This is a genomic window from Streptococcus suis, from assembly GCF_002964575.1.
GTDB lineage: Bacteria > Bacillota > Bacilli > Lactobacillales > Streptococcaceae > Streptococcus > Streptococcus suis_R.
In genome coordinates this window covers 20,498-47,011 of the sequence record NZ_POQQ01000060.1, presented here as the reverse complement: position 1 = coordinate 47,011, position 26,514 = coordinate 20,498, and the positions used below count along the sequence as shown (strand labels likewise).

At 42.1% G+C, this 26,514-nt stretch carries 22 protein-coding genes and 2 pseudogenes; 16 read left to right on the top strand and 8 right to left on the bottom strand.

Going from position 1 to position 26,514, the window contains the following annotated elements:
* Positions 1 to 16 precede the first annotated feature (16 nt).
* Positions 17 to 2,248, bottom strand: coding sequence for a bifunctional glutamate--cysteine ligase GshA/glutathione synthetase GshB (gshAB, locus tag C1E58_RS08830; protein WP_105210156.1), 2,232 nt, complete (start codon positions 2,246 to 2,248; stop codon positions 17 to 19).
* Positions 2,249 to 2,611: 363 nt separating this feature from the next.
* On the opposite strand from gshAB, the gene C1E58_RS08825 reads away from it, so the two are divergent.
* The 7 genes from C1E58_RS08825 (at position 2,612) to C1E58_RS08795 (ending at position 9,796) form a co-directional block, all read left to right on the top strand.
* Complete coding sequence (locus tag C1E58_RS08825; RefSeq protein WP_105210090.1) at positions 2,612 to 3,901, top strand: adenylosuccinate synthase; 1,290 nt, start codon at positions 2,612 to 2,614, stop codon at positions 3,899 to 3,901.
* Between the two features lie 45 nt (positions 3,902 to 3,946).
* Entirely contained in the window at positions 3,947 to 4,282 is a 336-nt protein-coding gene (locus tag C1E58_RS08820) for a hypothetical protein (RefSeq protein ID WP_105210089.1), read from the top strand.
* A gap of 97 nt (positions 4,283 to 4,379) precedes the next feature.
* The gene (gene yajC, locus C1E58_RS08815) at positions 4,380 to 4,676 is read left to right on the top strand and encodes a preprotein translocase subunit YajC (RefSeq protein ID WP_105210088.1); all 297 of its coding nucleotides are present in this window, start codon (positions 4,380 to 4,382) and stop codon (positions 4,674 to 4,676) included.
* Between the two features lie 158 nt (positions 4,677 to 4,834).
* Positions 4,835 to 5,590 (top strand): isoprenyl transferase, encoded by a 756-nt coding sequence (locus C1E58_RS08810; RefSeq protein WP_105210087.1) that lies wholly within the window; start codon positions 4,835 to 4,837, stop codon positions 5,588 to 5,590.
* 21 nt (positions 5,591 to 5,611) lie between these two features.
* A complete protein-coding gene (locus C1E58_RS08805) occupies positions 5,612 to 6,406 on the top strand; it encodes a phosphatidate cytidylyltransferase (protein WP_161951296.1) in 795 nt (264 codons plus the stop codon).
* Between the two features lie 9 nt (positions 6,407 to 6,415).
* On the top strand, positions 6,416 to 7,675 hold the full coding sequence (gene rseP / locus C1E58_RS08800) for an RIP metalloprotease RseP (protein WP_105210085.1): 1,260 nt from the start codon (positions 6,416 to 6,418) through the stop codon (positions 7,673 to 7,675).
* A 267-nt stretch (positions 7,676 to 7,942) separates the two neighbouring features.
* On the top strand, positions 7,943 to 9,796 hold the full coding sequence (locus C1E58_RS08795) for a proline--tRNA ligase (protein ID WP_105210084.1): 1,854 nt from the start codon (positions 7,943 to 7,945) through the stop codon (positions 9,794 to 9,796).
* Between the two features lie 244 nt (positions 9,797 to 10,040).
* On the opposite strand, the gene gdhA is transcribed toward C1E58_RS08795, so the two are convergent.
* Complete coding sequence (gene gdhA / locus C1E58_RS08790) at positions 10,041 to 11,387, bottom strand: NADP-specific glutamate dehydrogenase (protein ID WP_105210083.1); 1,347 nt, start codon at positions 11,385 to 11,387, stop codon at positions 10,041 to 10,043.
* 220 nt (positions 11,388 to 11,607) lie between these two features.
* Between gdhA and C1E58_RS08785 the strand changes: the two genes are divergently transcribed.
* Together C1E58_RS08785 and C1E58_RS08780 are read left to right on the top strand one after the other, a co-directional pair.
* Entirely contained in the window at positions 11,608 to 12,543 is a 936-nt protein-coding gene (locus C1E58_RS08785; RefSeq protein WP_105210082.1) for a dihydroorotate oxidase, read from the top strand.
* Positions 12,544 to 12,631: 88 nt separating this feature from the next.
* Positions 12,632 to 13,885, top strand: coding sequence for a CapA family protein (locus C1E58_RS08780; protein WP_105210081.1), 1,254 nt, complete (start codon positions 12,632 to 12,634; stop codon positions 13,883 to 13,885).
* Between the two features lie 348 nt (positions 13,886 to 14,233).
* On the opposite strand, the pseudogene C1E58_RS08775 reads toward C1E58_RS08780, so the two are convergent.
* A pseudogene (locus C1E58_RS08775) lies at positions 14,234 to 14,485 on the bottom strand (transposase); the annotation flags it as partial.
* Positions 14,486 to 14,585: 100 nt separating this feature from the next.
* On the bottom strand, positions 14,586 to 15,452 hold the full coding sequence (locus C1E58_RS08770; protein WP_105210080.1) for a helix-turn-helix domain-containing protein: 867 nt from the start codon (positions 15,450 to 15,452) through the stop codon (positions 14,586 to 14,588).
* Positions 15,453 to 15,936: 484 nt separating this feature from the next.
* Here C1E58_RS08770 and C1E58_RS08765 point away from each other — a divergent pair, with 484 nt between their 5' ends.
* The 6 genes and pseudogenes from C1E58_RS08765 to C1E58_RS08740 all read left to right on the top strand — a co-directional run bounded on the left by C1E58_RS08765 (position 15,937) and on the right by C1E58_RS08740 (position 20,509).
* Positions 15,937 to 16,872: an ABC transporter ATP-binding protein gene (locus C1E58_RS08765; protein WP_105124262.1), complete on the top strand. Its 936-nt coding sequence runs from the start codon at positions 15,937 to 15,939 to the stop codon at positions 16,870 to 16,872.
* Complete coding sequence (locus C1E58_RS08760; RefSeq protein ID WP_105124263.1) at positions 16,865 to 17,605, top strand: ABC transporter permease; 741 nt, start codon at positions 16,865 to 16,867, stop codon at positions 17,603 to 17,605. The genes C1E58_RS08765 and C1E58_RS08760 overlap by 8 nt, the downstream gene beginning before the upstream one ends.
* On the top strand, positions 17,606 to 18,334 hold the full coding sequence (locus tag C1E58_RS08755) for an ABC transporter permease (protein ID WP_105117002.1): 729 nt from the start codon (positions 17,606 to 17,608) through the stop codon (positions 18,332 to 18,334).
* A 371-nt stretch (positions 18,335 to 18,705) separates the two neighbouring features.
* Positions 18,706 to 19,215 (top strand): type III toxin-antitoxin system ToxN/AbiQ family toxin, encoded by a 510-nt coding sequence (locus C1E58_RS08750; RefSeq protein WP_105210079.1) that lies wholly within the window; start codon positions 18,706 to 18,708, stop codon positions 19,213 to 19,215.
* 73 nt (positions 19,216 to 19,288) lie between these two features.
* A pseudogene (locus tag C1E58_RS08745) lies at positions 19,289 to 19,537 on the top strand (peptidoglycan-binding protein LysM); the annotation flags it as partial.
* 147 nt (positions 19,538 to 19,684) lie between these two features.
* Positions 19,685 to 20,509, top strand: a complete 825-nt coding sequence (locus tag C1E58_RS08740) for a Cof-type HAD-IIB family hydrolase (protein WP_105210078.1) — start codon at positions 19,685 to 19,687, stop codon at positions 20,507 to 20,509.
* 256 nt (positions 20,510 to 20,765) lie between these two features.
* Here C1E58_RS08740 and C1E58_RS08735 read toward each other — a convergent pair whose 3' ends face one another.
* From C1E58_RS08735 to C1E58_RS08720, 4 genes are all read right to left on the bottom strand, one after another.
* Positions 20,766 to 21,548 (bottom strand): ABC transporter permease, encoded by a 783-nt coding sequence (locus C1E58_RS08735; protein ID WP_024402009.1) that lies wholly within the window; start codon positions 21,546 to 21,548, stop codon positions 20,766 to 20,768.
* 1 nt (position 21,549) lies between these two features.
* Complete coding sequence (locus C1E58_RS08730) at positions 21,550 to 22,329, bottom strand: ABC transporter permease (RefSeq protein WP_105210077.1); 780 nt, start codon at positions 22,327 to 22,329, stop codon at positions 21,550 to 21,552.
* On the bottom strand, positions 22,322 to 23,305 hold the full coding sequence (locus C1E58_RS08725) for an ABC transporter ATP-binding protein (protein WP_105210076.1): 984 nt from the start codon (positions 23,303 to 23,305) through the stop codon (positions 22,322 to 22,324). Before C1E58_RS08725 ends, C1E58_RS08730 begins: the two co-directional genes overlap by 8 nt.
* An 83-nt stretch (positions 23,306 to 23,388) precedes the next feature.
* Positions 23,389 to 23,922, bottom strand: coding sequence for a TetR/AcrR family transcriptional regulator (locus tag C1E58_RS08720; protein ID WP_105210075.1), 534 nt, complete (start codon positions 23,920 to 23,922; stop codon positions 23,389 to 23,391).
* A gap of 125 nt (positions 23,923 to 24,047) precedes the next feature.
* Between C1E58_RS08720 and C1E58_RS08715 the strand changes: the two genes are divergently transcribed.
* Positions 24,048 to 26,507 carry a YhgE/Pip domain-containing protein gene (locus tag C1E58_RS08715; RefSeq protein ID WP_105210074.1) on the top strand — a complete coding sequence of 820 codons (2,460 nt, stop codon included), beginning with the start codon at positions 24,048 to 24,050 and terminating at the stop codon, positions 26,505 to 26,507.
* The last annotated feature ends 7 nt before the right edge of the window (positions 26,508 to 26,514 follow it).

The window sequence follows — 26,514 nt, the reverse complement described above, 5'->3', positions numbered from 1 at the left end:
GCTTTTCCCCAGCCTCTTAAAGTTCAGGAAACAACTTCCGCAAAATCTTCGGTGTAATGCTCTGACCAGGTCCTGCGTAGGTATAGGTATGCAGGTACATGCCAGGGTTGAAGTTGAGTTCGATGCAGGTACAGTTGGGCTCGTCTTTGCTGGCTGGCTTGGTGCAGTCAGGAATAATCAAATCTACACCGCAGGCCCAAGCTCCCATAGCAGTCGCCATATCGGCAGCCAGTTGCTTGTAGGTCTCGTCCATCTGATCGGTCATATCAATAGAGTCGCCACCGGTAGAGATGTTGGAATTGCCACGCAGAAAGGCTTGAAGGCCTTCTGGCAAAACAGTATCAGGTGTGTAGCCCTGTTGCTCTAACATAAGCAGTTCGATGTCGCCCAAGTTAATGATTTCAAGCGGTGAACGGTGATCACGGCCACGCAGGGGATCTTGATTTTTTTGGTCCACTAATTCTCGGATGGTTGACTGTCCATCCCCTACGACATTGGCTGCGACGCGGAGCAGGACAGCCTCGCACTTGCCGTCAAGGATAAAGAAACGGTACTCTGTTCCCGCTACAAACTCCTCAACTAGCACATGGCTGTCTTCCGAAAAGGCGATGTCAAGGGCTTTTTCATAGTCCGCAAGGCTCGCTGGTTCTTGGAAGATAGAGATACCTAGGCCGAAATTGGTAGATTTTGGTTTGACAACAATAGCAGAGCTGGCTACCTGTCCGTAATACCGCAGGGCATTTTCCTTGTTAGAAAATTCAGCTCCCGCAGGCACTGGAAAACCAGCCTGGTCCAAGATTTTCTTGGTCACGACCTTGTTGGCCATGGCCAGAGGAATGACGTAGTTGTCCTTGGAGGTCATGTTGCCATTTTTGATGTACTCGACATGGTCACCATGCCAGAGTTTGAGAAACTGGTCTTCTTCATCCAAAATCTCGACATGTAGGCCCATTTGAATGGCGTCAAAGAGAATCATCTGGGTGGAGAGTTCCATGTTTTCATAGCCCTTGAGGGCGTAAGGCGCTGTCCAAGCATAGTCATGGAAAGTCTTGCCTTGCTGCTGGCCAAATCGTTCCAAAGACCCGTCTTCAACCTGCTCTGCTATTTTTCCAGAAAGGGTCAGACGAGGGTCTTGAAGGGCCGCCTCTACTTGAGTGATGAGCTGGCTGTAGTAGTCGTCCAGTCCGAAATGTTGAACGATAGCCTTCATGGCGGTCAGGATAGGGTTGGCGTCTGCCTCTGCTGGTAGGAGAGTGTGGGGGTGGCTGAGGGCGATGTGGTTGTTGAGGTCTGCTGCCTGAGCCAATTCCTTGTCAACCTGCTCCATGTCATCAAGCCAGAGCAGAGCTAGAGCAAAGAGGTGGGTGGTGTCGAGGGTTTCTTGGCTAATGGCAAGAGGCTCAAAGGGATTGAGGTCGAAGTTGCGGAACTCCAGGTAGGTGATGCCCTTGGTCAAGTAGTCCCGACTGGTCTTGGCACCACGGAGGCGGACAGCAGAGTAAAACTCCTTTTCGGCAGACAGCTGACCGCTAGCAACCGCCTGCTCGATGTCGGTCACATATTGCTCCAAAGAAGAGAAGGAGATGCGGACATCGGGGGCGTTGACATAGCCGTAGTTGGAGTTGCGGATGGACCGCACGCAGCCGATTTCATCAGTCAAAAATCCTTTTTCAGCCAGACTGCTAGCTCCGTAGAGGTAGGTCAAGAGCCAGCGGTAGCGTAGGAAATTCTGAGCCAGCTTGAGATAGAGGGCGTTTTTGAAGGTGATGAGGTCGTCGTAATCGCTGGCTTCAAAGAGTTGCTGGGTCAGGTCCTTGCCGAGCTCGAAGTTGTAGTGGATGCCTGACATAGACTGGAGCAACTTACCATAGCGTTCTGCCAAACCAACACGGTACTGATACTCATAGTCACTTTCCAGCTGAGCAATCTGAATTTCATCCGCTGAAATCACAGGTGGCATGGACAGGGGCCATAGGTATTCCGTTTTTTCCATAGACCGCACCGCTACATCCGTGATGGCTCCGAGGAAACGACGGGCTTCCTTGGTCGAATGAGCCACGGGTGTAATCAGTTCTAGTTGTGGCTCGCTGTAATCGGTCTGGATATAGGGGTGAAAACTGCGTGAACCCAATGTTTCAGGGTGTGGTGTCTGAGCAACGCGGTTGTCGCTATTTATTCGTAAGGATTCCCGTTCCAAACCAAATGTGGCTTGGAGGATGGGGCTATTTGGAGATAATTTCTGTAACATAAGCAATCCGTCCAATTTCTGATAGTGTCTTACACCAATTTTATCTAGTTTGTAAAACAAATACAAATTTCTGCTACGTTTTGAAAGAAAAAATGAAGTTGGTAAAAGGAAAGGATGAGGAGTCTTCGGAAATTCCTATCAAAAACAAATTTAAAAATGTTCAGAACAAACGTTTGTTCGTATTTTGAGATTAAAAACAATGCGACAGGGAATAACATCCGACATAAACGAAAATATTGGAAATTCTTGAAAAAATGTTCGTTTTTTGGTAGAATGGATTGTAAAACGAAACTTGCAGGTGAGATTCCTGCCAGAAGTAGAAGAAAGGCTGGACTGGTCAGCTAGTTCAGAGAAAGAGTGAATATGACATCAGTAGTTGTTGTAGGAACCCAATGGGGCGACGAAGGTAAGGGTAAAATTACAGACTTCTTGTCTGCTAATGCTGAAGTAATCGCGCGCTATCAAGGTGGAGATAATGCAGGACATACTATCGTTATCGACGGCACCAAGTATAAGTTGCACTTGATTCCGTCTGGAATTTTCTTCCCAGAAAAGATTTCGGTTATCGGAAATGGTGTAGTTGTCAATCCAAAATCCTTGGTTAAGGAAATCAACTACCTCCACGATTCAGGTGTGACGACAGATAATTTGCGGATTTCAGACCGCGCACATGTCATCTTGCCTTATCACATCAAATTGGACCAGTTGCAGGAAGAATCCAAAGGTGAGAACAAGATTGGTACTACCAACAAGGGTATCGGTCCAGCTTACATGGATAAGGCAGCGCGCGTTGGTATCCGTATCGCAGACCTCTTGGACAAGGAGATTTTTGCAGAGCGTTTGAAAACAAACTTGGCTGAGAAAAACCGTTTGTTTGAGAAAATGTATGAATCAACTCCGATTGAGTTTGACGAAATCTTTGAAGAATACTACGCTTACGGTCAAGAAATTAAAAAATATGTAACAGATACCTCTGTTATCTTGAACGATGCCCTCGACCAAGGCAAACGTGTCTTGTTTGAAGGTGCGCAAGGGGTTATGTTGGATATTGACCAAGGTACCTATCCATTCGTTACTTCTTCAAACCCAGTTGCGGGTGGAGTGACTATCGGTAGCGGTGTCGGACCAAGCAAGATTGACAAGGTTGTTGGTGTATGTAAGGCCTACACTAGCCGTGTTGGTGATGGACCATTCCCGACTGAATTGCACGATGAAATCGGAGAACGTATCCGTGAAATCGGTAAAGAATACGGTACAACAACTGGCCGTCCACGCCGTGTCGGTTGGTTTGACTCTGTTGTCATGCGCCATAGTCGCCGTGTGTCAGGTATTACCAACTTGTCCCTCAACTCGATTGATGTCTTGTCAGGTCTTGAGACCTTGAAAATCTGCGTGGCTTACGATTTGGATGGTGAGCGTATTGACCACTACCCAGCAAGTTTGGAACAACTCAAACGCTGCAAACCAATCTACGAAGAAATGCCAGGTTGGTCTGAAGACATCACAGGTGTACGTAGCCTGGATGAATTGCCAGAAGCGGCTCGCAACTATGTTCGTCGTATCAGCGAATTGGTCGGCGTACGTATCTCAACCTTCTCAGTCGGACCAGGTCGTGAACAGACCAACATCCTTGAGAGTGTATGGAGCAACTAGAGGCCGCCTTACAAATGTACCTTGAGGATATGAGGGGATAAGAGTATGATAGCGTTTTTTATTGCCGGGATCATTTTATTGATTTTGACAGCCTCTGTCAGCTACATTGCCTTTGTAGTTGCATGGTCCTTGCCTCGTTTGGGGAATAAAATTTACCACTATATCAGCTTAATGGTGGGGCTCTTGTTACCATTTACCTATCAATTTTCAGGATTATGGGTCTTTCCCTTATCTGGGTTTGCACTGGGATACGGGCTTCCTAAACAAGTTTCCAAAAAGGGACGGCTGATATTAGTAGTAGTTGGAATTATACTCTTGCTTATGTCAACAGCATGGGCGGTTCAGAAGATTATTCATTTATCTGAGATCTACCCTTACTGATGTTCTCTAAGGATGAGAGGAAGTTATTCTTTTCTTTGCCCACATAGAAAAAATTTGATATAATCAAACCTATCAAAAATTGAATGAGGTGTTCCGTATGGAAAGTTTATTTTTACCCCTAATCATGGTGGCTATGGTTGGTTTCATGTTTTATTCACAGCGCAAACAACAAAAACAACGCCAAGAAGTACTCAGCCAAATTAAAAAAGGTGATGAAATTGTGACTATTGGTGGTCTGTTTGGTATTGTTGATGAAATCGATGAGAAGAAGGTTGTCTTGGATGTGGACGGGGTCTACTTGACCTTTGAACGTGGGGCTATTCGTAACCGTGTGGCCAGTGCACCAGCGGCTTCAGCTATTGTAGAAGAAGCAGAAACAGCTATTGAAGAATAGATGCTTGAAAGCCGAGGGGAGCCTCGGTTTTTCGCTTGACTGCGCTAGCTGATTTTTGCTTAACAGCCTATAAATATGGTATAATAGACTGATTATATCCTTATTTTTTGTCAGTAGGACAGAGAAAACAGACTAAATATTATCTTAAGGAAACTACCATGTTTAAATTTCAATTTAAAAAGAAGGAAAGCATTGAAACAGCTATTGAAGTGCCCAAGCATATAGCGGTCATCATGGACGGCAATGGTCGTTGGGCTAAAAAGCGGATGCAGCCGCGAATTATGGGGCACAAGGCTGGAATGGATGCTTTACAAAATGTAACTAAGACAGCTTCTGATTTGGGAGTTAAAGTCTTGACGGTATATGCCTTTTCGACGGAGAATTGGTCCAGACCCGAGAAGGAAGTGGCCTTTATCATGAACTTGCCTGTGGAATTTTATGATAAATATGTTCCTGAACTCCATGCCAATAATGTTAAAATCCAGATGATTGGGGACCATTCTAAGCTTCCAGAGCCTACTTTGAATGCCTTGTACAAGGCAGAGCAAAAAACCAAGAATAATACGGGTTTGATTTTGAATTTTGCCCTGAACTACGGTGGGCGTGATGAAGTGACCCGAGCAATCAAGGCCATTGCACAAGATGTCTTGGATGCCAAGTTTAATCCAGGGGATATTGATGAAAAGCTGATTGCGGACTATCTCTATACTGGAAGTCTATCGCCTGCTCTTCGTGATCCTGATTTGGTTATTCGGACCAGTGGAGAATTGCGATTGAGTAATTTCTTGCCTTGGCAGACAGCCTATAGTGAGCTGTATTTTACAGATATTGCTTGGCCAGATTTTGATGGTGAGGCACTGAAATTAGCTATTAAAGAATACAACCGTCGCCACAGGCGTTTTGGTGGCGTGTAAGGAGAGGTTATGACAAACGATTTGCAGAAACGAGTGGTATTTGGAGGGATTGCTTTTGTGGTCTTCCTGCCTTTTGTATTGCTTGGGGGAACCGCTTTTCATTTCTTTGTAGGCCTATTGGCAATCATCGCCACGGCTGAATTGCTCAAAATGAAACAGTTGGCTCCCAATTCGATTGAAGGGGTTCTAGCTATGCTGGCAAGTTTGGTTTTGACCTTGCCCTTGCAGAATTACCTGACTTTTTTACCAACGGATGGCAACTACACAGCCTATGCTATTGTCGTCTTCCTTCTTCTCGGAACGACCGTTTTTAATTTGGGACAGTACAACTACTCGGATGTGGTTTTTCCGATTGCATCTAGTTTTTATGTAGGGATTGGTTTTCATAATTTGCTGTTGGCACGGACTGATGGCTTGAATAAGGTATTGTTTGCACTTTGTATTGTATGGGCAACGGATATTGGGGCTTATCTGGTTGGTCGCCAATTTGGTCGAAGAAAGTTATTACCAAAAGTATCACCCAATAAGACGGTGGAAGGTTTTTTTGGTGGGATTGGCTCAGCTCTCGTCTTGTCGATTATTTTCTTATTGGTTGATAAGAGCCTTCGAGCAGGTTACCCCTTCTTCTTGATGTTGGTATTGGTGGCCATCTTCTCTGCTTTTGTTCAATTTGGTGATTTAGCAGAAAGTGCTATTAAGCGCCACTTTGGTGTTAAGGATTCTGGCAATTTGATTCCTGGTCATGGTGGTATTTTAGACCGCTTTGATGGTATGATCTTTGTCTTTCCTATCATGCACTTCTTTGGACTGTTTTAAGGAGGGACTATGAAGGGAATTTTAGCCTTTATCTTTATATTTGGTGTGATTGTAGTTGTTCATGAATTTGGGCATTTCTACTTTGCCAAAAAATCGGGTATCCTTGTCAGAGAATTTGCCATTGGTATGGGCCCTAAAATCTTTGCTCACATTGGTAAAGATGGGACGGCTTATACTATCCGTATTCTTCCTCTTGGTGGCTATGTGCGTATGGCTGGTTGGGGTGAAGATAAGACCGAAATTAAGACGGGGACGCCTGCTAGTTTGACCTTGAACGCAGATGGCATTGTCACCCGTATCAATCTTTCTGGAAAACAGCTTGATAATGTTAGCTTACCCATGAATGTGACTAGTTTTGATTTCGAGGAAAAGCTAGAAATCACAGGCTTGGTATTAGATGAAAGCAAGACCTACAAGGTTGATCACGATGCTACGATTGTAGAGGAGGATGGAACGGAAGTTCGCATTGCTCCGCTGGATGTTCAATACCAGCATGCGACCGTTTGGGGTCGATTGATGACCAACTTTGCTGGTCCTATGAATAACTTTATTTTGGGTACTTTCATTTTCATCATGCTGATTTTTGCTCAGGGTGGGGTTGCTGACCCAACGACTAATGCGGTTCGTGTGACAGATGGAGGGGCTTTACAGGCTGCAGGCATCGTTACGGGTGATAAGATCTTGTCTATCAATGGTCAAGCAACGGATACTTATACGGAAATTGCTAGCGCCATTAGTCAGTCCGCAGCGGAAGCGACTACAGCTCCAAGTTTTGATTTGGTCGTAGAACATGAAGGAGCTGAAAAATCGCTCACAGTTACGGCTGAAAAGGTTGAGGATAGTTATCGAATTGGCGTTTCGCCCATTTTAAAAACAGGTTTCTTTGATATGATTGTTGGAGGTTTCCAGCAAGCAGGAGAAACAGCCCTTATCGTTGTAACAGCCTTAAAGAATCTGATTGCCAACTTTGATGTCAAGCAGTTGGGCGGACCGGTTGCCATTTATTCTGTCAGCAATCAAGCTGCCGCAAATGGCTGGTTCTCAGTCTTTAATCTGATGGCCATGTTGTCGATCAATATCGGTATTTTCAACCTTATCCCAATACCAGCTTTGGATGGTGGTAAGATTGTCATGAACATTTTAGAAGGGATTCGCAGAAAGCCACTTAAACCAGAAACAGAATCCTATATCACTCTAGCAGGAGTTGCCATCATGGTCGTTCTTATGCTAGTCGTGACCTGGAATGACATTATGCGTGTCTTCTTCTAAATAAAAACTACGAAAGGAATTGAACACGGGCTGAAACCTGTGTCTTCCTGATAAACAAATGATGAAAGGAACTGAGGAGGTTCGTAATTGAACTCGAGCGTCAGCGAGGGTTTGAAAAGCGACTTCTGTGATTTCTAATCAAGTAAACTACGAAAGGAATTGAACACGGGCTGAAACCTGTGCAAAAAAGATAAATCATTTTGTGTGTTAGCACACTGCAATGATTTCCTATTTTTGCTTTGGTTTCCACGCCCTTTGTATCTTAATATGAAACAGTCTAAAATGATTATCCCTACTTTGCGGGAGATGCCTTCGGATGCGTCGGTGATTAGCCACGCTTTGATGTTGCGTGCGGGTTATGTCCGTCAGATTTCTGCTGGTATTTACAGCTACTTGCCATTGGCTAACCGTGTCATTGAAAAAGCAAAAAATATCATGCGTGAGGAGTTTGACAAGATTGATGCTATTGAATTTTTGGCGCCAGCTCTCTTGTCAGCGGACATCTGGCGTGAGTCAGGGCGTTACGAAACCTATGGCGATGACCTCTACAAGCTCAAAAACCGCGAAGGCTCTGACTTTATCTTGGGACCAACTCACGAAGAAACAGTGACCCTTTTGGCGCGTGATGCGGTCCAGTCTTACAAACAGTTGCCGCTCAACATCTACCAAATCCAGCCAAAATACCGTGATGAAAAACGCCCGCGTAACGGTCTTCTCCGTGGTCGCGAGTTCATCATGAAAGATGGCTACAGCTTCCATGCTAGCTACGAGAGCTTGGACCAGACCTACGATGATTACAAGCGTGCCTATGAGGCTATTTTCACTCGTGCAGGCTTGGAGTTCAAGGCTATCATCGGTGACGGTGGTGCCATGGGCGGTAAGGATAGTCAGGAATTTATGGCTATCACACCAGACCGTACTGACCTGGACCGTTGGGTTGTCTTGGACAAGTCGGTTGCTTCTTTTGAAGAAATCCCAGAGGATGTTCTTGAAGCGATCAAGGCGGAACTCTTGGCTTGGTCTGTGTCTGGTGAAGATACCATCGCCTATTCTAGCGAATCAGGCTACGCTGCCAATTTGGAGATGGCAACTAGCGAATACAAACCAAGTACAGCAGTTGCCGTCGAAGAAGACTTGGTTAAAGTAGCGACGCCAGATGCCAAAACGATCGACGAAGTTGCTGCCTTCTTGAATGTCGATGAAGAGCAAACCATCAAAACCATGCTCTTTATGGCAGACGGTGAGCCTGTTGTTGCCCTGCTTGTTGGCAATGACCAAGTGAACGATGTCAAGTTGAAAAACCACCTTGGCGCAGATTTCTTTGATGCTGCTAGCCCAGCGGATGCTGAAAAAATCTTCGGTGCAGGTTTTGGTTCCCTGGGACCAGTCGGCTTGCCAGAAAGCATCAAGATTATTGCAGACCGTAAGGTGCAAGATGTGAAAAATGCTGTTGTCGGTGCCAACAAAGACGGTTTCCACTACACAGGTGCCAATGCGGGACGTGATTTCCAAGTGACGGAGTATGTGGACATTCGCGAAGTCAAGGAAGGCGAGCCTTCTCCAGACGGACACGGCGTTCTCAACTTTGCTCGAGGTATTGAAATCGGTCATATTTTCAAACTTGGCACCCGCTATTCAGATAGCATGAATGCCAATATCTTGGATGAGAATGGTCGTTCAATGCCGATTATCATGGGATGCTACGGAATCGGTGTTAGCCGTCTCTTGTCGGCAGTTCTGGAGCAACACGCTCGTCTCTTTGTTAACAAGACACCAAAAGGTGAATACCGTTACGCTTGGGGTATCAACTTCCCTAAAGAATTGGCACCGTTTGATGTGCATTTGATTCCAGTCAATGTCAAAGATGAAGAAGCTATGGCCTTTACTCAGTCTATCGAAGCGAGCTTGGTCGGAGCTGGTTATGAAGTCTTGACAGATGACCGTAATGAGCGTGTCGGTGTTAAATTCTCTGACAGCGACTTGATTGGCTTGCCAATCCGTGTGACCGTTGGTAAAAAAGCAGCGGACGGCATCGTCGAAGTGAAAATCAAGGGAACAGGCGATACGGTTGAAGTCCATGTGGACCAACTCCTTGAAACCCTCCAAATTTTGACTAAGTAAACGAAGACAGTATAAAAGACCTTGTCCAATTCCCTTTGGGCAGGGTCTTTTGGCTAGGAAGTTTCATCTGTATTCCTAGTTGAAAATAAGGTGAGCGGCTTGGCGCTAACTCAGAGAGTAGATTTAGAATGAAAATAGGCAGTTCTGATGGGGCTGTTTGTCGATAGCAGTATTAGAAAAACTCCCAAATTGGCACGTCAATTTGGGAGTTTTTTTACTATAGTATGGAATGCTAAAAGTTTTCTTACACTAATCCTTGAGCAATCATTGCATCCGCAACTTGCTCGAAGGCTGCAATGTTAGCACCTGCAAGGTAGTCTGTACCAAGGTTGTATTTTTCAGCAGTTTCTTTGGCTGTATTGAAGATGTTGGCCATGATATCTTTGAGACGGCCGTCTACTTCTTCACGAGTCCATGAAAGACGAAGGCTGTTTTGGCTCATTTCAAGGGCAGATACAGCTACACCACCAGCGTTTGCTGCTTTAGCAAGACCGTAAAGAACGCCATTTTCTTTGTAGACTTTGATAGCGTCAAGGTCTGATGGCATGTTGGCACCTTCAGCCACACAGTAAACGCCATTTTTCACAAGGGCAGCAGCTTGCTCGCCATTGATTTCGTTTTGAGTGGCACATGGAAGGGCAATGTCAGCCTTGCCATCGTAGTTCCATACAGAACCTTCGAAGTATTTAGCAGATGCTTTTTCTGCAGCGTATTCTGTCAAACGAGCACGGCGTTTTTCTTTGATGTCCACCAAGAGGTCGAAGTCGATACCTGTTTCGTCAATGATGTAACCATTTGAGTCTGAAACAGAGATAACTTTAGCACCGAGTTCAGTCGCTTTTTGAACAGCATACTGGGCAACGTTACCAGAACCTGAGATAAGGACTGTTTGGTCTTTGAAGGATTTACCGTTTGCTGCCAACATATTGTCAGTGAAGTAAACCAAGCCGTAACCAGTAGCTTCTGGGCGGATCAATGAACCACCGAAACCAAGAGGTTTACCAGTCAAGACACCTGCATCAAACTGGCGAAGGCGTTTGTATTGACCGTACATATAGCCGATTTCACGACCACCAACACCGATGTCACCAGCAGGAACGTCAAGTGAAGGTCCGATGTGTTTTTGCAATTCAGTCATGAAGCTTTGACAGAAACGCATGATTTCAGCGTCTGTTTTGCCTTTAGGGTCAAAGTCTGAACCACCTTTGCCACCGCCGATTGGAAGACCAGTCAAGACGTTTTTAAAGATTTGCTCGAAACCTAGGAACTTCAAGATAGATTGGTTTACAGTTGGGTGGAAGCGAAGACCGCCTTTGTAAGGACCTACAGCTGAGTTGAACTGAACACGGTAGCCGCGGTTGACTTGAATATTTCCATCTTTGTCTGTCCATGGAACACGGAAGCTGATGATACGCTCAGGCTCAACGATACGGGCCAAGATGTTTTCTTCGATATATTCTGGGTGTGCTTCAAAAACAGGCTCAAGTGTAGAGAAGAGTTCTTCTACAGCTTGAAGGAACTCAGTTTCGTGTGGGTTGCGAGCTTTAATAGCTTCAAATGATTGGGCAATATAAGCTTTTGCATTTGACATAGGATCACCTGATTTCTTTATATTTTATTAAATTGTCTGACAATTTAATAGAACTGAACTTATTATAGCACCAAGGTGGGTTCTTGTAAAGTAAAAAATACATTATTCTGAATATTTTTAATAAAAATTTAAGCAAAGGCGAACATTGACAGCAATCCATTGGGTTGGTCAAGAAGATATGGTATAATCAGTCAAACGAAACAATCACTAGGAGGAAATCATGGTTTCAACAGCAACGACACTGGGTGGATTTGCATTTGACAACTGTCTGATGAATGCGGCAGGGGTTTGGTGTATGACCAAGGAAGAATTGGAAGCCGTCAAGGATTCAGCGGCAGGGACCTTTGTGACCAAAACAGCAACCTTGGACTACCGAGCGGGCAATCCAGAACCCCGTTATCAAAATGTGCCCCTTGGTTCTATCAACTCTATGGGCTTGCCCAATCAGGGACTCCGTTATTATTTGGACTACCTCTTGGTCTTGCAGGAACAGGAGCCAGATAGAACTTTTGTCTTGTCTTTGGTGGGGATGTCGCCCGATGAAACGCATGAGATTTTGAAAACGGTAGAGGCAAGTGATTTTAAAGGACTTGTTGAGCTTAATCTCTCCTGTCCAAACGTTCCTGGAAAACCGCAGATTGCCTATGACTTTGAAACGACGGAAACCATCTTGCGAGAGGTATTTAGCTACTTCACCAAACCGCTGGGCATCAAATTGCCACCTTATTTTGATATTGTACACTTTGATCAGGCAGCCGCTATTTTTAATCAATTTCCATTAAAATTTGTCAACTGTGTCAACTCCATTGGCAATGGACTTTATATTGAAGATGAGCAGGTGGTTATCAAGCCTAAAAATGGTTTTGGTGGTATCGGAGGCGAATACATCAAACCGACTGCCTTGGCCAATGTCCATGCCTTTTACCAACGGTTGAAACCTGAAATCCAGATTGTCGGAACAGGCGGTGTTTTGACAGGTCGTGACGCTTTTGAACACATTCTCTGCGGCGCTAGCATGGTTCAAATCGGCACAACTCTGCAAAAGGAAGGTCTATTTGCCTTTGAACGCATTACTGCTGAATTGCAGGCTATTATGGCAGAAAAGGGCTATGAAACCATTGAAGATTTCCGTGGAAAGTTGCAGTATATTGACTAGGAGGAAGCGGGGATTTATTCCCGTTTTTTCTATAGATTTTTGAGGATAAAAAGCGTATAATAAGGATAAGGAAAGAGGAGGTGAGAAGATGTCAAATCCTAGAACCTATAGCCGTTCTAAGAGAGTATCCTCAATAAGAAGCCGACAACAATTAGTATTTATTGCTTGTCTAGCACTGTTTTTGTTGGGGCTTATTTTTGTCTTGGAACAATTTACACCTAGCTCGGAAATTCAGTTACAAGAAGAGACTGGTCAAACCCAAGGAGATAAGGGAGTAAGGACTGCTCGAATTATGGCTCACGGAGACCTACTTTACCATTTGCCGATTCTCTGGGGGGCAGAGCAAGTGGATGGAAGCTATGATTTTTCTGAGAATTTCACCTATGTTAAACCCTGGATAGAGCAGGCTGATTTTGCCATTGCAGACTTTGAGGGAACCATTTCTCCGGATATGGAGCTGGCAGGCTATCCGCTCTTCAATGCTCCTAGCATCGTTGCTAGTAACATCCGTGATGCAGGCTATGATGTGGTGGATTTGGCCCACAATCATATCTTGGATTCTCACCTGTCTGGTCTGGTTTCCACAGTCAATACATTTAGAGAAGTTGGAGTGGACACAGTTGGCGTTTATGCGGAAGGAAATCGGTCAACTGCTCCGATCTACATTCGGGAGGTCAATGGTATCCGTATAGCTGTTTTAGCCTATGCCTATGGTTTCAATGGATTAGAAGTCTTGCTCAGTCAGGAGGAGTATGACGGCTATCTCTCCGATTTTCATCAAGAAAAAATGCGTGCTGAGATTGAACGGGCAGAGCAAGAGGCTGATATAACCATTGTCATGCCTCAAACTGGAGTGGAATATCAGTTGGAACCAACAGAGGAGCAGACCAGTCTGTATCGTCAAATGATTGATTGGGGGGCTGATATTGTTTTGGGCGGACATCCCCATGTGGTCGAACCGGCGGAAATTCTTGAGAAAGATGGGCAGAGAAAATTGATTATCTATTCTATGGGCAACTTCCTGTCAAACCAGCGTATCGAAAGCATGGAAGACACACCCAATGCCCAGTGGACAGAACGGGGTGTTTTGATGGATATTACCATTCAGAAAGAGAATGGGCAGACCAGCATCCAGACAGCCCAAGCTCATCCGACCTGGGTCAATCGCTTGTCCAAGGGGACGTATTCGTCAGAAGGTTATGAACAATTTGCGTATCAAACCTATATCTTGCAAGATTGGGTAGAAGGCGGTCAGTATTATGGGCAGTTGGGTCCAGATACCCAAGCGCGTGTGGACACAGCCTATCAAGAAATGAAAGATTTTGTAAATCTAAATTGGTAAGGAGATAATATGGTTGTTCGATTAGTTGCAACAGAAATCGGAGTAAGGAAATTGATACAATAGAATACAGAAAAAGCCTTGTAACTAGTTGTTTCCAAGGCTTTTTAGCTGTTCGTAGATATAGTTTCAATGCTATAAAAGATGATGCGTTTTGTTTAGACACCTTTGATTCGTGAATCGTTAAATTGTATGTTACCAAAGACAGACTACGTCGAGTGTGTAGCATTGCTCGTAACAGTTTAGAAATCTTGGAACGAAAGGGATAATGAAAAGCCTTAATTGCAAGGCTTTTTGTCATATAGGGGGTAAGTATCAGAGTGAGAGCACAAGTTGAGTCTTTTGATGTGATAGGATGTCTAATTGCATTTCTAGCTCTTTATTTCTCTTTCTTAGGGCGATGAGCTCACGCTGCTCGTCGGTCAGATTATCAACAGACTTGAAGGAATCGGTTGTTTTGGCTTGTCTTACCCACTTGTCAAAGGTTGAAGGGGTCAAGTCATACTCCTTGATGAGTTCACTCCGCTTTCTTCACGCCTTGTGAAGTTCAACAATCTGTTGCTTAAAGTCATCGGTGAAGTGACGGCGAATTCTTCTAGACATATAGTTTTCTCCTGTTTTTCTCAGTATAGAACACTTTATAATTTCTGTCCAGTCTAGTGTAACAGATTCAAGTAATCTTGTTTTTTAGGATTTAGAGTATTTAATCTGCAAAATTTTTATTTAAAGCTTCTTCGAGTTGAAGATACATAAGATCATTATCGTAGATTTTACAAAGGTTCTTTGCGTCTGTGTAATATTCTTTTCTTTTATCTTTAGGGAGAAATTTTTCTCCAGCGTTTGCAACAATCGTTAATAGGGGGGCGAGTTGATAACTAGTGTGATGTAGTTTGCATAATTCAATCGTTTGCATCGCTATTTTTATAGCAGAGAGTGTTTCTCCCTGTTTCCATAAGTGGTAGGAGTAGTTATACTGAATTTTTATATAACCAAAGAGATAGGTAGAGACGGAAAGATTCTTGTTTTGGTATTCTTTTACTAGTTTTTTGTAATTTGTTTCATATTTGATAATTTGATTAGTTAAAGAGTAAAAGTTGGATAGTGTATTTAAAATATTTAAGTAAGTTATTTCATGATCGTTTACCTTATATAGTAAAGTTTCTAATTGAGAAATAGCTTCTTCTTTTTGATGATAGTTGTAGAAAAGAAGGATTGCATCAATCCATTCAAGATAACAATTATCATCATTTGAAAGCACGGAATTATTATTGCGTTCAAGAATAGTGAGATATTCAAGTTCTTTATAGTCTCTATCTTCTAACAATTTTGTCGCAATTGACTTAAAGGATTCGAGGTTTGAGTGAATAACGATATCTTCATCAAAAAAGTAGTCCATAGAAATTTCTAATCGTTTAGCAAGTTGGTTGAGTAATTTTGAGGAAGGATTCACTAAGCCACGTTCGAACTTGCTAAGTTGACTGGGTTCACAAATTCCCTCAGCTAATTCTTTTTGGGATAGATTTTTTTGTTTTCTTAAAATTTTTAAACGTTCACCTAGTATATTATTCATATGTTCCCTTTTCAATTTCAAGTTTTAGAACTATTATATCTACTTTTTGCTAAAAATGCAAATAGCAAAAATGTCAGATAGTAATTTTTTGAAAATAAAATTCAAAAAAAACTTGCTATTTTTTAGGAAAATGATAGAATATATTTAAGAACTAAGAAAGGGTTTTCAATATGATGCGAAAATTAAACTTAATACCAAAGATGGCTCTCGCTTTAATTTTTGTGTTTGGTTTTGTATCTAAAATGCCGAATACTCAAATTATTGATGATGAAACGTTAATTTCTCACTATTCCTACCATTCTAACATTGTAAATTTGATGTTGTGGATGTAGATATGGCTGATTGAGGCATTTCGATATTTTAATTCTGAATAGTAGAGAAATGAAGAAAATAAACGTTTATACTGACGAGGTTGACCTTTGCTCTAAAGATTAACTCGTGTTATCTCTAAATACGAATGTATGGGTGCTAGGAGGAATATAAAATGCAACATCAAGTAATACAGACATCCAATTTGTCAAAATCGTATGATGGGAGAATTATCCTTGAAAAGATAAATTTTACGCTAAATCAAGGAGAGATTTATGGATTACTAGGAAGAAATGGTGCTGGTAAAACAACTTTTATCAAGGCTATTTTAGGGTTGATAGAGATGGATAGCGGTGAAGTGAGGATTCTATCCGAAAAACTGTCAGGGGAATTTTCTAAGGATTTATTATCTCGAGTTGGTGTGGTACTAGATAGTGCAGCTTTTTATCCCAACTTAACAGGTAAAGAAAATCTTTCTATTTTTGCAAGACTGAGAGGTATTTCTCTAAAACAGGTAGACCAAGCTTTACAAGTTGTTGGGTTAGATGGAGAGGATAGGAAATTATTCAAGCAGTATTCTCTCGGAATGAAGCAACGCTTGGCAATCGCCAATGCGATTATGCACCGCCCGCAAGTTCTGATACTAGATGAACCAACAAATGGTTTGGATCCTATTGGTATCCTTGAAATGCGTCGCTATTTAAAAGAACTTAGTACTGATCAAGGCATTTCTATTTTAATATCCAGTCACATTATCTCAGAGCTTGAAAAACTTGTTGACAGAGTGGGAATATTGCACAATGCTCACTTAATAGCTGAAAAGAGTATGAAAGGACCAGTAAGTGACACAGAGCAAAATAAAGTTCATCTAACCGTTTCTGATGCCCACCAGGCTAAGGAAGTTCTTTGCAAATTCAAACTGAAAGGAGTCGTAAGTATTCTTTCTGATGTAGACCTTGAACTTCAGGGAGGTCCATCTGATTTTGATATTGCAGCTGTTTCTGCTATTTTAAAGGAAAATGGAATAGTCCTAAAAGAATATTTCTATAGAAACCATGAAAGTTTGGAGGATTATTTTGAGCGAATAACTGGAGGTGAGGGAATTGCTTGAGTTAGTAAAAATTGAATTTCTCAAACAAAAGCATCAAAAACTGAATATGGTTGTATATGGTGTGATTGCTCTCTATCTAGCTCTTATCTTTTATTATGTAAATGATGCACGAGGTTTGTTTGACTCTTTTCCATTTGTTTATAAATTTTCCTTGTCTTATTTGAATTTTTTAATTCTCCCCTTGTACTGTGTCTCTTATACTATACAGGCGTTTGGTGTGGAATATCGCTATAATATAATGAACAACTTGCAACTTGCTTCAGCGAATATGATCAAGACCTTTTGGGCTAAGGTATTGTATATAGAAATCAATGCTCTGTTGATTATGATGTTTACCTATGTTTCCGTTTCCTTATTTGCATTACTATCCCGATTTTCTTCAACGGTCACATTGCCTTTATTGCTAAGATTTTTATATCTATGTATTAGTAGCGGTTTGTTGATTCCTGTTGGTGTATTTCCTTTAGTTGCTTTCGTGATGATTAAAGGAAAAGGAAAGGATATCATTGGGAATTTGGTAGGAGTTATCTATGTTTTGGTATCCTTCTTTCTAGCAAGGACAAGCCCAAACATCAGTCCAATTACAAGTGCTACTAGTTTAATCTGGGAAGGAAATAGCGAAGGAGTAGTTCTACAACAGCCGGCTTTCGTATCAAGTATTGTCTTAGGTTTATCTTTATTTGTCTTATCTTTTCTATCCATTAAATTCTGGTTAAGAAAGGCGGAAAATTAAATGTTTATGCTCGAATTAAGCAAGCTACGACGTCGCAAATTCCTATATAGTCTGCCTTTGGTTGTCATTTTTCTCTTTTTGTTGGAATTTGTGATGGGTAATCAGCTGTATCAAGGCCATCGATATGGTAGTGTAAATGGTTGGTATTTGGAAAATGGCTTCTTCTTTTTGAACTATTATTTTCTCCTTCCTTTTTCCAGTATGATTGTAGTGGATTTGATAAGAATAGAGCAAGACTCTAAAACGATTGCGAATCTTAGACTGATTCCAGTGGATTTAAAAAGATTCATTCAATCAAAGTTTATTCTTGCTTTGCTGATGAATCTCTTACTCAGTGAGTTAATCTTTTTTGCAATGCTTATACTCGAGATGATAGATGGTGAACTTGTTTTTTCTAATCTTACTCTGTTATCGTGGGTGATTGGATATGGAGTAGTAGCTTTTGCGTATACACTATTTGCTAATCTTATTGTCCTCTTTTTAGGAAAATGTAGGAGGGAACTTATCCTTGCGGTCCCTTTTGCATTCCTACTGTCATTTGCAGGCTTGTTTACCTTGTCAACGGCTTTTGGGCAGTATTATCTGGTAAATTTACCGTTGCTCATCATGAAGGAGTTTACACTTTTGACAGTTTTTGTATATGCCATTTGGTTTCTTGTCTTACTGTCCTGTGTCTGCTATTTTTTAGCAGATAGAGGGATGATAAAGATTATTTTCGCTTATAAATGACTGTATTAGCCTATAAATTAGGGAATACAGCGTATTTAAATATGTGTTACTGGTATCTCTTTTAAATTTTTAATCCCAAAGGTTTAAGATGTCACTATGTTTAATCAGGGATAACAGTAGCTAGAAAGGAATTTAGCTATTGAAAGAATTAAATCCGAAATAGTGCTTTTGCTTGACACCAGTAGTGTTTCTGGTATAATTTAATTAAGGGTAGTCGGAGAGTGATACCGACTCTAAAAAGAAAATACTCTTATGGAGATTCCGTGCCTTACTGGAAGTTTTAATTTTGGAGATTCCGTGCCTTACTGGAAATTTTAAAAGGGGTTGTCGACGGGCAACCCTATTTTTTGTAAGTGAGTGTAATATCAACTATGCATGAAATGAAATTTTATCAAATTGATACTAATTATCTGAATATACTCCGTCAGATTGATGGAAGAGTTCCGCATAATAAAGAATTTATTGGTCGTAAAGGGAAATCAAGACCGTATATTGGAGTGATGTTGTCGATTGACGGCATTGACTACTTTGTTCCTTTAAGTTCCCAGAAAAAACGTTCTTCCTATGTAATGATGCCAATTTATGATGACAATAATAATCAAATCGCCACCTTGATGCTCAATAATATGTTACCAGTACCTTCGAAGTATAGAAAGCTATTAAATATGGATGGTGTAAAAATGACAGACCCGAAATATTTTGATTTGCTGATGAATGAATTAAATTTCTTACGTCCAAGGAAAGACAGCATAAAATCAAGATGTGCCATCATTCGTTCTGTTAAGGTGGAAGGAAAAAATAAGCCACAGATAAATGAGAGGACAAAAGAATTTTGTTTGGAGCTTACTGAGTTGGAAAAAGCCTACAAAGAAAATGAATAAGAAACGGTTCATGACCATTTTAGGTTGTGATCCGTTTTTTGTCTAGTCTTTCTGGTAGAAAGAACATCTAGTCATTTGTGGTCATGGACAAGGGCGAACAGGCTATGATCCTGGAGCAGTGAATGCCAAACTAAGCATCGCAGAAGCAGGAAAGGTTCGAGAGTTAGCCAAATTAATGTCTAAGTACAGTGGACAACAGATTGATTTTATTACCGAACAAAATGTTTATGATTATCGGAGTATTACTAGTATTGGTAAGGGATACGACTCAATTACTGAATTGCATTTCAATGCCTCTAATGGCAGTGCCAAAGGAACAGACTTCGGTAGCATTAAAAAGCCTCTCTTCATTTTTGGGTATTATGTTTCATATTAACTGTGTGGTATAATAAAAGAAATTATACTGGGATTTTTGATGCACACCCTACTTGGTTTTTGCACCCCCTTGAAAGGGAAAAGGTTAGATTGTATGATAAAGCTGATAGCAACAGATATGGACGGGACCTTCTTAGATGGTCAGGGCAGTTTTGATAGAGAGCGATTTTCGCGGATTTTGGATAGACTGGAGGAAAAAAGTATTCCATTTGTCATCGCCAGTGGCAATGGAATAGCTAGGCTACTTCAACTCTTTAAAGGATTTGAGCAACGACTGATTTTTGTAGCGGATAATGGTTCCCATGTCTATCAAGCTGGTAAAACAGTGATTCGTCGGTCCATTCAACAAGGAGAAATCAAAGCAGTTTTAGAGTTTTTCCAAGGCCGTTGGGCAGAGGTCCGCCTAATGCTGTCTACGGAGAAGAACATTTATATGCAGGATGGAGCTGGAGTGCCTTTTGAGGGAACGGATTTGCCGATTGAACCGACACAGATGGCTGCTTTCCAGAGCCGTGTGACCTATTTAGACGACCTCAGTACCTATCCTATTTCTGAGCCGATTTATAAGGTTGGTCTCTGGGTTCCTGAGGCGCGTGTGGAGTCGATAACGGAAGGCTTTAATCAAGCTTTTAAAGGTCAGCTGGTGGCTGTTACCAGTGGCTATGGCTCTATTGATATCTTGCCGCAGGGTATTCACAAGGCCTGGGGCTTGGAACAGGTTTTGACTAGTTTGGATATCGAACCTGAACAGGTAATGGCCTTCGGTGATTCGGACAATGATATCGAGATGTTAAACTATGTAGGTTATTCCTATGCCATGGAAAATGCGACGGACAAGGTCAAGGCGGTTGCCAAATACATGGCTCCAAGCCATTTGGAAGCAGGTGTGCTTCAGGTGATTGAAGAACATATTTTATAAGTATATAGAAAAAAGCTAGAACTTTCCGTCCAGAGGATGCTAGCTTTTTTCTACTCTTCGAAAATCAAAAGCAGACGTTGTTGACTTGATTTGATGAGTGAAAGGCTCCAGTGGAGCCTTTCAGCCTGTTACCTTGAAATAAAATAGTAACAGGGTTCTATCTGTATAAGTAGAAACGAACTATGTTCGCCTATCTCCAACCTCCAAAGGTTCCCCAAACCTTTGGAGCTAGTCTGTTTTTGATTTTCATTGAGTATTAATTTCCAACGCTGGTGAACTTGGTCATACCATAGCGGAAGAGCTTATAATTGATGGTAAATAAGACCAGGACAACCAGTGGCAGAGCCAGTCCCCACATAGACAGGTCTAAGAAGTAGAGGGCTGGGAAATAAGCTGTAAAAGCATAAGGGAAAACAAAAATCAGTAGGATTTGAATGATTTTTGGATAGATATTAAGCGGGTATTGAGCCATCTGATTGAGGGCGAAAATTCCCATAGTCAAAGGAAATGATTCTACAATCCAAAATGCTAAAGCAGTTGGTCCCAGCTGAATAGCTGCATAGAGTAGGCCGATACAAATGGCAATAAAGATTAGTAAGGCTAGTTTTCCAAGACTCCATTCCATACCCAGTTCCTTGGAAGCTTGGGCTAGTGCGAGGGAACCAATGAGGGTTGTTCCGATTCCTTGTGGCTGGATTCGTTCACAGATAAGCTGAAAAAGAGGATTGACAGGCATGAGGAGGAGGCGTTCAAATTCGCCTTGTCGAATATAGCGACTGCCAAACATCCAGAGATTGTCAAAGAAAATCAAGTGAATGGAGCGTCCGACGGTGGCTATTCCATAGATAAAAAGCATTTGACCGTAGTTGAAACCAGCGATTTCCTTGATATTTCCAAAGAGAATGTTGAGGAAAATCAGGTAGACAATTTGTTCAATCAACGAGGAGAAAAGCCCGATGAAGAAGTCCACCCGAAAGGACATCTGGGCCATCATGTAGACCTTGATGTTGTATAGATAGAGGCTGATATATTTCTTCATGTTAACCTCCAAAAATGACAATACGACGCTTGGCCTGAGACCAAAGAGCAGCGATGAAGAGAGCGAGGAATGGTATCCAGAGAACTTGGAATCCCAAAGCTCTTAGATCACTTTCCTGACCTAGTAAAATGGAAACAGGAACGTTAACCGCATAATTATAGGGAAGGAGTTTTAAAAAGTTTTCCACAGACTGTGGATAAAAACTGAGTGGCAAGAGTGCTCCAGAAGCCAGATTGAAAAGCCCCATCCGTAGGAGCATAACTCCCCAGGCATTGACCGTAAAAAATGCTAAGAAGCCAAAAGCCATATCCAGCAATTGAACGATAAACATCCCTAGAATCGAACTGACTAGAAAGAGCAAAATGGTCTGGCCATCAGGCAGGTAGAAATCTTGATGAACAAGTAGAATACCGATAAATACGATAGCAAATTTTATCAGCTCCAAGAGCTTATTTCCAAGGTCTTTAAAAAAGAGGGCTAGGATAAAGGAATAGGGTCTGAGAAATTCCCCCGCAATACTTCCTTTTAAAATGCTGTAGGACAAATCTTCTCCGAGTGAGAAAGAATTTAAACTGGCTAGTAGATTAGCAAAGATGATATATGTAGTAAAGGTTTGCAGGGTAAAGCCATTGACTTCTGACTGGGTAAAGAAAATGGTCTTCCAGACATAGAGAGCCACCAAGATTTTCACTGCCAGTGAAACGAAGGTTGCTAGAAAGAAGGCCTTGTATTGCAGAGCATTCATCATGGTCAGGCGGGTCATGTAGAAATATTTACGCATGGATACCCTCCTCATAAATTTGGCGGACCATGGTTTCAATTTCCAATTCCTTCATGGTGACATCTTCAACCGAATAATGATTAAAGATTTGCTCAATCACCTGGGCACTGGTCCAAAACTTACTTTGGTAGTGGATTTCAAAATGAAAGTCATCTATTCGTTCAAATTCCCAGCCTTCTAGTTGCAAGTCTTTTTCAATCGGCTTTTCTGTGGAAAAGAGAATGGTCTTCACTGTGGAAAAGCGTTCTTTGAGGACGGTCAGAGAACCATCGTAGACCTTTTTGCCCTTATCAATGATAAAAATCCGCTCACAGAGGCTCTCGATGTCCTTCATATCATGGGAAGTAATCAAAAAAGTGGTCTGGTATTGCTGATTCATATAGCGGATGAAGGAGCGAATGGTCTCCTTGACGCTGGCATCCAAACCGATGGTTGGCTCGTCCAAAAAGACAACGGCAGGCTGGTGGATAAAGATAGCCGCAAATTCACAGCGAACCCGTTGGCCAAGTGACAGATTACGGATTGGTTGCTTCATAATATCAGCCAAGTCCAGTAGGTCAATCAAGACAGCCAATCGCTCTTTGAATACCTTATCTGGAACATCATAAATTTTTGCGTGAAGGATAAAAGATTCCTGGACAGGCAAGTTCCAATCCAAATGGGATTTTTGTCCAAAGAGTACGCCGATTTGCTTATTGACAGCCTTGCGATTTTCTTGCGGATTGAGTCTGTTTATTCGGACGGAGCCCTTGTCTGGATAGAGGACCCCAGTCAGCATTTTGATAGTTGTAGATTTACCGGAACCATTGGAGCCGATATAGCCGATGATTTCGCCTTTTTTGACCTGCAAGGAAATGTCTTGGACGGCAGGAATTTTCTTTTTCTTGGGTTTGAAAAAAGCCTTTATAGAACCTTTGAGACCGACTTCCTTATCTATGATGGAATAGGTTTTTGATAGATGTTCAGCTTGAATCATTTCATCATCTCCTTTAAGAAAACGTTTGCACGATAAGACTATTATACCATATTTCTTAAGGGGGTGAAGGTAGAAAATAATGATTACGGTAACATTTTTATTAGAAAATCGGTCATATATTGAGGAGATTCTTGCTTTCCATTTTTTATCCAAACCTGCATGATACCGAAGAAGGCATGCGAAAAATAGATGCTGCTGTATTCTTTTTCAAGTGGTGATAAATCTTCTTTTCCCAAACGCTCAGCCAAATCGTTTGCGATCAATAATCTAACTTTGTTGATAAGGAAATTTTGGATTTCTTGTGTGCCATTATGAGTCAGTAGGGCTGAGAGTAATTTTTCACGATAGAGCAATTCGAAAATTTCTAAAAATGATGATTGGCGATTGCCATCATAACGGTCAAATATAGCCTCTAATTTGTGAAAAAGTCCCTGTTGATAGGAGTCAATCAATTCATATTTATCCTTATAATGGGTATAAAAACTAGAGCGACTAATTCCTGCTGTTTGAGCGAGGTGGGTGGTTGTATTTTCGTTAAACCCTTGAGTTTCTAGGCAGGTTACCATTGCTTCTAAAATAGCCTGTCGTGTCCGTTCTTTCCGATTATCTGTTCCCATTTTGCTCCTTTTAAACATTTTTAGACACATTGTCCAAAAAATGATTCTTATTACTTGATTTTAAAAATGATACTTGTATAATATATTTTATCAGTTTTTGGATAGGATGTCTAAAGGAGGTTCTTATGTCGGAAAAAGTAAAGAATTTTTTCAAAAAACCAATGACCTTGATTACCATTCTCGGTGTTGCCTGTGTCCCAGCTTTATATAACATTAGTTTCCTAACCTCTATGTGGGACCCTTACGGGCGACTAGACCAGTTGCCTGTGGCAGTTGTCAATCAAGACCAGTCGGCGAGCTTTCAAGATAAAACCCTCACCATTGGTGATGATATGGTGGATAATATGAAAGAGAGCAAGAGCCTGGATTTCCACTTTGTATCAGAAAAAGATGCGGAAAAAGGTTTGGAAGAAGGGGACTATTACATGGTCATTACCATACCAGAAGATTTATCGGAAAAAGCCTCCAGTCTCTTGACGGATCAGCCTAAACCACTAACAATTTCTTACCAAACCTCTAAAGGTCACAGCTTTGTCGCTTCTAAGATGGGCGAATCAGCCATGGAAAAATTGAAAGCGTCTGTTTCAGAGACGATTACTGAAACATACACCTCGGCTGTTTTTGACAGCATGGGAGAGATTCAATCTGGTATGGTTGAGGCAGCAGATGGAAGTCAACAATTGACAGATGGAGCTAGTCAATTGGAATCTGGCAGTCAAACCCTGTCATCAGGTCTATCTACCTTATCTTCATCAGGTCAATCACTGGTGACAGGAGCAAACCAATTGGCTACTGGAATTGTGTCTTATACAGATGGAGTCAATCAGGCTGCTTCAGGAAGTCAAACACTTTCCAGTGGCTTAACAACCTACACAAATGGGGTAGCGAGTCTTGCTTCAGGTGCAGAGCAATTAAATGCCAATTCCTCTCAGCTCATCGCTGGGGTGGGACAATTGCAAACAGGAGCAAGTCAGGTTGAACAACTGGTAACAGGAGCCAATCAATTGCAGGCAGGCTTGGAGCAACTCGCTGGTTCAACTAGTTTGTCTGCTGAACAGTCTAGTCAAATACAGGCCTTATTGACAGGGCTTCCTCAGTTGCAAGCGGCCATCAATCAATTAAATGATAGCCTATCAAGTATCGGAGGACTTGCAGTAGATACCTCTACTCTATCTAGCCTCTTGACAGAGATGGGGGCTCAAGCTCAAGGATTGTTGACTGCAGCCCAAGCTGATAAAACAGCCAGCATTGCAGCCTTGCAAGCAACGGCTACCTATCAAAACTTGACAGCTGATCAGCAAGCTGAATTGGTTGGTGCCCTTCAAAACTCACCTTCGACAACAATGACAGCAGCCCAAACGATTTTGGGGCAATTGTCTCAACTCAGTCAAGCTTTATCAGGCTTACAAAGTCTTTCTGGTATGGCAACACAAATGAGCCAGCTACAATCAGCTGTCGGTCAGATCAACACGGCTGCCAATCAAGCATTGCCAGGTGCTACAACAGCCATTGAAAACCTATCAAGTGGCTTGAGTCAGGTCAATACCGCCTTGAACCAGCAAGTTCTACCAGGAACTCAAGCCTTGACGAGTGGTGTGAGTCAACTTCAAACACAATTATCAAGTGGAGCTAGTCAGCTTATGTCAGGGGTGACAGCCTATACCGCAGGTGTTGCCCAATTAGCAGAGGGTGGAGCTCAGTTGGTTGCGAATAATAGTAGCATCCAATCAGGAGGTAGCCAGTTAACATCAGGATTGGCAATCTTGGCATCCAACTCCAGTCAACTTGTCAGCGGTTCAGGACAACTGGCTTCTGGTAGTCAGCAATTGATTGCTGGTGCGGATCAATTAGCTAGTGGCGGTCAAACCTTGACAAGCGGTATTTCCAGTCTTCGTACAGGTAGTGAAACCCTAACAAATTCACTCAGCTCAGCCAGTCAACAACTATCAGTCATCTCTGTAGAAGACAAAAATGCACAAGCAGTTTCTCAACCAGTCACCTTGGAACACAGCGACCAAGATGATGTGAAGACCAACGGTGTCGGAATGGCTCCTTATATGGTATCAGTCGCACTGATGGTTGTAGCCTTATCAGCGAATGTTATTTTCGTTAAACATCTTGATAATCGTTCCTACAAGAATCGTTGGGATTGGGCTAAAGGGAAATTGTTACTGAATGGTACGATAGCCAGCCTAGCAGCAGTGATTCTGTACGGTGTTCTTCGCTTGATTGGAATCGATCCAGCTCATCCTATGGCAACCTTGGGATTAATCCTCTTAGCCTCTTGGACCTTCATGGCCCTCGTTACAGCCCTGGTGGGGTGGAACGATCGTTTCGGATCCTTTGCCAGCTTAATTCTCTTGTTACTAGAGCTTGGATCAAGCGCAGGTACCTACCCAATCGAACTTAGCCCACGCTTCTTCCAAGTCATCCAGCCCTATCTTCCAATGACCTATTCGGTTTCAGGCCTTCGCCAAACCATTTCAATGGTTGGAAATAGTAGTCATCAAGTTTGGATGCTGAGCCTCTTCTTAGTAGGCTTCATGGGATTAGGTCTCTTGATTTATAATCAAAAAGATGAATAATAATAAA

What these genes read in the sequence shown, in the direction of transcription:
- gshAB (WP_105210156.1), bottom strand. Translation starts at nt 2,248, where the DNA reads ATGTTACAGAAATTATCTCCAAATAGCCCCATCCTCCAAGCCACATTT.
- C1E58_RS08825 (WP_105210090.1), top strand. Translation starts at nt 2,612, where the DNA reads ATGACATCAGTAGTTGTTGTAGGAACCCAATGGGGCGACGAAGGTAAG.
- C1E58_RS08820 (WP_105210089.1), top strand. Translation starts at nt 3,947, where the DNA reads ATGATAGCGTTTTTTATTGCCGGGATCATTTTATTGATTTTGACAGCC.
- yajC (WP_105210088.1), top strand. Translation starts at nt 4,380, where the DNA reads ATGGAAAGTTTATTTTTACCCCTAATCATGGTGGCTATGGTTGGTTTC.
- C1E58_RS08810 (WP_105210087.1), top strand. Translation starts at nt 4,835, where the DNA reads ATGTTTAAATTTCAATTTAAAAAGAAGGAAAGCATTGAAACAGCTATT.
- rseP (WP_105210085.1), top strand. Translation starts at nt 6,416, where the DNA reads ATGAAGGGAATTTTAGCCTTTATCTTTATATTTGGTGTGATTGTAGTT.
- C1E58_RS08795 (WP_105210084.1), top strand. Translation starts at nt 7,943, where the DNA reads ATGAAACAGTCTAAAATGATTATCCCTACTTTGCGGGAGATGCCTTCG.
- gdhA (WP_105210083.1), bottom strand. Translation starts at nt 11,387, where the DNA reads ATGTCAAATGCAAAAGCTTATATTGCCCAATCATTTGAAGCTATTAAA.
- C1E58_RS08785 (WP_105210082.1), top strand. Translation starts at nt 11,608, where the DNA reads ATGGTTTCAACAGCAACGACACTGGGTGGATTTGCATTTGACAACTGT.
- C1E58_RS08780 (WP_105210081.1), top strand. Translation starts at nt 12,632, where the DNA reads ATGTCAAATCCTAGAACCTATAGCCGTTCTAAGAGAGTATCCTCAATA.
- C1E58_RS08770 (WP_105210080.1), bottom strand. Translation starts at nt 15,452, where the DNA reads ATGAATAATATACTAGGTGAACGTTTAAAAATTTTAAGAAAACAAAAA.
- C1E58_RS08765 (WP_105124262.1), top strand. Translation starts at nt 15,937, where the DNA reads ATGCAACATCAAGTAATACAGACATCCAATTTGTCAAAATCGTATGAT.
- C1E58_RS08755 (WP_105117002.1), top strand. Translation starts at nt 17,606, where the DNA reads ATGTTTATGCTCGAATTAAGCAAGCTACGACGTCGCAAATTCCTATAT.
- C1E58_RS08750 (WP_105210079.1), top strand. Translation starts at nt 18,706, where the DNA reads ATGCATGAAATGAAATTTTATCAAATTGATACTAATTATCTGAATATA.
- C1E58_RS08740 (WP_105210078.1), top strand. Translation starts at nt 19,685, where the DNA reads ATGATAAAGCTGATAGCAACAGATATGGACGGGACCTTCTTAGATGGT.
- C1E58_RS08735 (WP_024402009.1), bottom strand. Translation starts at nt 21,548, where the DNA reads ATGAAGAAATATATCAGCCTCTATCTATACAACATCAAGGTCTACATG.
- C1E58_RS08730 (WP_105210077.1), bottom strand. Translation starts at nt 22,329, where the DNA reads ATGCGTAAATATTTCTACATGACCCGCCTGACCATGATGAATGCTCTG.
- C1E58_RS08725 (WP_105210076.1), bottom strand. Translation starts at nt 23,305, where the DNA reads ATGATTCAAGCTGAACATCTATCAAAAACCTATTCCATCATAGATAAG.
- C1E58_RS08720 (WP_105210075.1), bottom strand. Translation starts at nt 23,922, where the DNA reads ATGGGAACAGATAATCGGAAAGAACGGACACGACAGGCTATTTTAGAA.
- C1E58_RS08715 (WP_105210074.1), top strand. Translation starts at nt 24,048, where the DNA reads ATGTCGGAAAAAGTAAAGAATTTTTTCAAAAAACCAATGACCTTGATT.